Genomic DNA, 6,097 nt, shown 5'->3' with positions numbered 1-6,097 from the left:
GATCTCAACGGCAACGACCTGCCGAAAGAGGTGCTCGACCAGTTGCACGCCGGTGACGGCACCGAGGGCGGCTACAACGCGAATTCGCTGATCCTGCTGCATATTCCGGCCGACAAGAGCAAGGTCGTCGCCTTCTCCATCCCCCGCGACGACTATGTGCCGGTGACGGGAATCCCCGGCTACCAGCAGATCAAGATCAAAGAGGCGTACGGCCTGAAAAAGGCCGCGGTGCAAGCGAAGTTGATCGACCAGGGCGAAAAGGATCCGGTGGTACTGGAGCGGCGCGGCCGGGAGGCCGGACGCGCGTCCATCGTCACCACCGTCCGCAATCTCGTCGGGGTTCCGATCGACCGGTTCGCCGAGATCTCCCTCGCGGGCTTCTACGACCTGGCCACCGCTGTCGGTGGGGTCGACGTGTGTCTCAACCACGCCGTCGACGACAGCGAGTTCTCCGGCGCGAGTTTCCCCGCGGGCAGGCAGCACCTCGATGGTTCACAAGCCCTGGCGTTCGTCCGCCAACGTCACGGACTACTCAACGGCGACCTCGACCGCACCCACCGTCAACAGGCTTTCCTCACCTCGGTCGCCAAGTCGCTCAAGGACTCCGGAACGCTGACCAACCTGAGCCAACTCGCGGAACTGATGGACGTGGCGCACCGTGACGTGGTGCTCTCCGACGGCTGGAACCTGTTCGACTTCGCCCGCGACATGGGCTCCGCCGGCTCGGTACCGGTCGAATTCCGCACGCTGCCGGTGGTGCGCTACGACGTGATCGACGGTCAGGACGTGAACATCGTCGACCCGGCCGCGATCAAACGGGAGGTGCGGGCGGCCTTCGGCCAGGAGGTGCCGGCGACCACGACCACGGCATCGCCCCTGACGAGCGTGGTCGATGTGCACAATGTGGGCACCGAGAAAGGGCAGGCGGCGGCGCTCTCGGCCGCGCTGACGAGCCGGGGCTACGGTGCGGGCCTGATCGGCAACGGTGATTCGAGCGACGGCCAGTACTCGGCCATCACCTACGGCCTCGGTGCCGCCGACGATGCGCGTGCGCTGGCGGAACTTCTCGGCGGGCTGCCGGTTTCCGCCTCGCCGTCGATCGAAGACGGGCGGATCAAGGTCGCGCTCGGCGCGGACTTCACGATGCCCACCGAGCTGAGCCCGACCACATCGACGACCACTCCCCCCACGACCACGACATCCGGCTCGATGCCGCTGCCCGACCAGGGAAAACCGTTGTCCACCAACATCGGCGACACCATTCCCTGCGTCAACTGAGCGACCTGCGCCGCGTCAGCCGGGCGCCGGAGCCGGACGCACGGGGCGGATATCGGTCGGCCACCGGAATGCCCAGTGGCCGACCGTCTCTCACTCCTCCGGTGCGTCCGGATAGGCCTGCTGCCGGTATCCACCGCGCAGCGTCCCGTCCAGATACGCGGCCTTGCAGGCCCGTCGGGCGATCTTCCCGCTCGACGTCCGCGGAATCGACCCCGCGGGCACCAGCAACAGGTCGCGCACCATCACCCCGTGCCTGCGGGCGATCGCCGCACGCACCGCGTCCGTGATCGGGCCCGGCTCGAGTTTCGCCGCGCCCGTCCCTCTTTCGGCGACGATCACCAATTGCTCCGCCGCCGGATCGGACACCGTCCCGGCCTCGAGCACCGGTGCGGGCAACTGGCCCGCCTGCACCGAGAAGGCCGCGATGAAGCCGGGCCGCAGCGCCGTACTGGCCTCCTGCGCCGAGTATTCGAGATCCTGCGGGTAGTGGTTGCGCCCGTCCACGATCACCAGGTCCTTCACCCGGCCGGTGATGAACAGCTCGCCGTCGTGATAGGCGCCGTAGTCGCCGGTCCGCATCCACTTCGCGTCATCGGGCGCACCCTCGGCGCGACTACCGACCGGCATGCGCGCGACCACCCGATTGCGGAAGGTCTCCGCGGTCTCCTCCGCCCGGCCCCAGTACCCGATGCCCATATTGTCACCGTGCAGCCAGATCTCGCCGACCTCGCCGTCGCGACGCTCGATCCCGGTACCGGGATCGACGATCACCGCCCACTGTGACCGCGCCACGTGTCCGCACGACACCTGCGCCACCGCGTTCTCGGCGTGCTCGTCGCACTCCACCATCCGGCCGTCGTTCAACTGCCCACGATCGACATAGACCACCCGCGCCTCGTCGTCACGCTTGGTCGCCGACACGAACAGCGTCGCCTCGGCCATCCCGTAGCACGGCTTGATCGCGGTCTTGGACAGCCCGTAGGGCGCGAACGCCTCGTTGAACTTGCGCATCGAGGCCACCGACACCGGCTCACTGCCGTTGATCAGACCGATCACGTTCGACAGGTCGAGCGATTCGTCTCCCTTGGGCAACCCGCGCATCGCCGCGTGTTCGAACGCGAAATTCGGTGCCGCCGAATAGATTTCGGCACCGTCCGCTTGCGCGGCCAGCTCCTTGATCCAGCGCGCGGGCCTGCGCACGAACGCGCTGGGCGACATGATGGTGATGAACTTGCCACCGATGGTCGGCAGGATCACCGTGAGCAGCCCCATGTCGTGGAACAGCGGCAGCCAGGTGACCCCGCGGGCGTCCTCGGTGATCCCGATGGCATCGATCATCTGCAGCAGGTTGGTCCCCACCGAGCGGTGGGTGATCTCGACACCGGCGGGCACCCTGGTGGACCCGGAGGTGTACTGCAGATACGCCACGCTGTCGATATTGATGTCGGGCCTGCGCCAGCGCGTGCCGACGGTGTCGGGAATCGCCTCGACCGCGATGATTCTGGGCCGTTGCGCCGCGGGCTGTTCGCGGAAGAAGTTGCGCACGCCGGCCGCCGCGCTACCGACGGTGAGCACCGCGGCCGGTTCGCAGTCGCCGAGAACGGCGTGCAGCCGGTCGCTGTGGCCCTGCTCCTCCGGATCGAACAGCGGCACAGCCACATTCCCCGCGTACACCGCCGCGAACAGCGCGACGACATAGTCGAGACCCTGCGGCGCCAGCACCGCCACCCGGTCGCCGGGCTGGGTCACCTGCTGCAATCGCGCGGCCACCGCGCGCAGCCGCACGCCGAACTCACGCCAGGTCAGCTCCTGGTATTCCCCCTCACGTTCTGTCGAATAGTCGATGAAGCGATAGGCCAGGTCGTCCCCGTTGGCCTCGCTGTGTTTGTCGACGAAGTCGATCAGGGTCTGATCACCGGGAATCCGGATAGTCCCCAGTTCGTCTACATAGTCGTCGAAAGTCTCGCCGATCATTCCCAATCCTTTTCAACGCACATTGACTCCGAATCCGCCACCACAAGGCGAATCGTCAATACCGTCCGAACGAGATCGCCACGTTGTGACCGCCGAAACCGAAGGAGTTGTTCACCGCGTAATCGATGCGACCACGCCGCGCCTGACCCGACACCACGTCCAAATCGATTTCGGGGTCCTGATTGTCCAGATTCAGCGTGGGCGGCACGATGCCGTCGCGCACACTGAGCACCGTCAGCACCGATTCGAGCGCACCGACCGCGCCGATCGAATGCCCGAGAGCCGATTTCGGCGCGTACACCGACGCGTGCGAGCCGATCGCCTTCGCGATCGCATTGGCCTCGGCGGTGTCGCCGATCGGGGTCGCGGTGGCGTGGGCGTTGATGTGGGTGACGTCGGTGCGGCTGATCCCGCCGGTCTGCATCGCCCGCGTCATCGCCCGCGCGGCGCCGGTGCCCTCGGGGTCCGGTGCGACGAGGTGGAATCCGTCGGAGGTGACGCCCGCGCCGAGCAGCCGGGCGTGAATCGTCGCGCCCCGCGCCTTCGCGTGCTCCTCGGTCTCGATCACCATCATCGCGCCCGCCTCGCCGAAGACGAACCCGTCACGGTCGGCGTCGAAGGGACGCGAGGCCGCCTTGGGATCGTCGTTGCGGGTGCTCATGGCTCGCATCTGCGTGAACGCCGCGATCGGCACCGCCTGGATGGAGCCCTCGACACCGCCGGTCACCACCATGTCGGCATCGCCCATCACGATCATCCGCCACGCGTTGGCGATCGCCTCCGAGCCCGACGAGCAGGCCGACACCGGCGTGGAAACCCCGGCCCGCGCACCCAATTCGAGGCCGACGCAGGCCGCGGGACCGTTGGGCATGATGGCCTGCACGGTCAACGGCGAGACCTTGCGGTAGCCGCCGTTGCGCAGCCGATCGCGGGCGTAGATCAGCGATTCCGCGCCGCCGAGGCCGGTACCGATCGAGACGCCGAGCCGGTCGCGGTCCACGACGGGGCTGCCCGCGTTGCGCCACACCTCGCGGCCGAGAACCACGGCCATCTGTTCGACGTAGGACAGTTTGCGCGCCTCTTCGCGGGTGAGCGAGAGGGTGGGCGACACCTTCAGGTGGCCGCCGATCCGCACCGGCAGTTCGAAATCGTCGATGAAGGAGTCTTCCAAGACGTCGATTCCGCTCTCGCCGTTGAGCAGACCTTTCCAGGTCGAGTCGACGTCGCCCGCGATCGACGTGGTCGCCGCCAGGCTCGTGACCACGATGTCCGTCATAATTTTTCGCTCACTCTCTCTAGCTATGCCACGACTGAACGGGAACCGCTGATGGAGCTGAACTGGTGGAGCGTATATGCACACGGCGCGACGCGCCCAAATTCCGAAACAGTGCGAAGGAACACCGTGTCGTTTCCAGGCGCGATGCGCCGGGTCTATTGTGACGACGGGCAACACTACCGGACCGACGCAACTCTCGCTTTTCACTAACCGGAAAGGGCAACGAGCGTGGCCAGGAACCTGACCCAACTGGAACTACTGATCGAGCTGGAACCCATCGCCGCGAGCAATGTCGACCGCCATCTATCGATGGCCAAGGACTGGCACCCGCACGATTATGTGCCGTGGGACCGTGGCCGCAACTTCGCGTCCATGGGCGGAATCGATTGGGACCCAGAACAATCCGCTCTCAGCGAACTCGCCAAGGCAGCCATGGTCACCAACCTGCTCACCGAGGACAACCTGCCCTCCTACCACCGTGAGATCGCCGAGAACTTCTCCAAGGACGGCGCCTGGGGCACCTGGGTGGGTCGCTGGACCGCCGAGGAGAACCGGCACGGCATCGTGCTGCGCGACTACCTGGTGGTGACCCGCGGGGTCGACCCGGTCGCGCTCGAACAGGCCCGAATGATCCACATGACCAACGGATATTCGGCGATGGCCGTCGTGGACGACAAGGCGCCGGGCTTCGACATCCACGCCTCGACCGGCGCCGGATTCCTGTTCTCCGTGGCCTATGTGACCTTCCAGGAACTGGCCACCAGGGTGAGCCACCGCAACACCGGGCGGGTCTGCGACGACCCGATCGCCGACCGCATGCTCGCCCGCATCGCCGCCGACGAGAACCTGCACATGATCTTCTACCGCAACCTGTGCGCCGCCTCGCTCGACCTGGCCCCCGACCAGACCATCGAGGCGATCAACACCATCGTGCAGAACTTCCAGATGCCCGGTGCGGGCATGCCCGGCTGGCGACGCAACGGCGTGCTGATGGCCAAGCACGGCATCTACGATCTGCGCCAGCATCTCGAAGAGGTACTGATGCCGGTGCTGCGCAAGTGGAACATCTTCGAGCGCAATGACTTCGGGCCTCGAGGCGAGCGCGCTCGCGAGGATCTGGCAGCCTTCCTCGATCGGCTGGGCGGGGACGTTCTCCGCTTCGAGGAACAACGCGATCGTTCACTGGCGCGAGCGGCCGGGCGCGAGCGGCAATCGGTCTGATCGGTTCCGGCCCGGCCGCTACCGGGCCGGATCGCGGCGCGCGTCGTTCTTGTTGCGGTACATCGCCGCGTCGGCGGCGTGCACCAATTCGTCTACGGCGCCGGGCAATTGCTCGAAGAAGGCGGTGCCGATGCTGGCGCCCACGGCGAGCATGTGTCCGTCCACCTCGAGCGGCTCGGTGAGCGCGGACAGCAGCTCGCCGGCCAGTCGCGCCAATTGCGCTTCACCGGAGCACCTTTCGACCAGCACCAGGAACTCGTCACCGCCGATGCGGGCGGCGAGCGCCTTGTCCGGGCGTACCGCTTCGCGCATCCGGTCGGCCACGACCTCGAGCACCCGATCTCCGAT

At 66.8% G+C, this 6,097-nt stretch carries 5 protein-coding genes; 2 read left to right on the top strand and 3 right to left on the bottom strand.

Going from position 1 to position 6,097, the window contains the following annotated elements; translation table 11 throughout:
- A partial coding sequence (locus ACFWF3_RS20920) for an LCP family protein (RefSeq protein WP_379314938.1) occupies positions 1 to 1,278 on the top strand: 1,278 nt, incomplete at its 5' end.
- A gap of 90 nt (positions 1,279 to 1,368) precedes the next feature.
- Here the strand turns inward: ACFWF3_RS20920 and fadD32 are convergent.
- Together fadD32 and ACFWF3_RS20910 are read right to left on the bottom strand one after the other, a co-directional pair.
- The gene (fadD32, locus tag ACFWF3_RS20915; protein ID WP_379314940.1) at positions 1,369 to 3,249 is read right to left on the bottom strand and encodes a long-chain-fatty-acid--AMP ligase FadD32; all 1,881 of its coding nucleotides are present in this window, start codon (positions 3,247 to 3,249) and stop codon (positions 1,369 to 1,371) included.
- Between the two features lie 58 nt (positions 3,250 to 3,307).
- Positions 3,308 to 4,555 (bottom strand): KasA/KasB family beta-ketoacyl-ACP synthase, encoded by a 1,248-nt coding sequence (locus ACFWF3_RS20910; protein WP_379314939.1) that lies wholly within the window; start codon positions 4,553 to 4,555, stop codon positions 3,308 to 3,310.
- Positions 4,556 to 4,756: 201 nt separating this feature from the next.
- On the opposite strand from ACFWF3_RS20910, the gene ACFWF3_RS20905 reads away from it, so the two are divergent.
- A complete protein-coding gene (locus ACFWF3_RS20905) occupies positions 4,757 to 5,749 on the top strand; it encodes an acyl-ACP desaturase (RefSeq protein WP_379314937.1) in 993 nt (330 codons plus the stop codon).
- A gap of 18 nt (positions 5,750 to 5,767) precedes the next feature.
- On the opposite strand, the gene ACFWF3_RS20900 is transcribed toward ACFWF3_RS20905, so the two are convergent.
- On the bottom strand, positions 5,768 to 6,097 hold a 330-nt coding region (locus tag ACFWF3_RS20900), incomplete at its 5' end, for a diguanylate cyclase domain-containing protein (RefSeq protein ID WP_379314936.1).

Origin of the sequence: Nocardia sp. NPDC060220 (assembly GCF_042727815.1) — a bacterium.
Taxonomy (GTDB): domain Bacteria; phylum Actinomycetota; class Actinomycetes; order Mycobacteriales; family Mycobacteriaceae; genus Nocardia.
The sequence above is the reverse complement of the archived record's forward strand: the minus strand, read 5'-3'. Positions and strand labels throughout refer to the sequence as shown.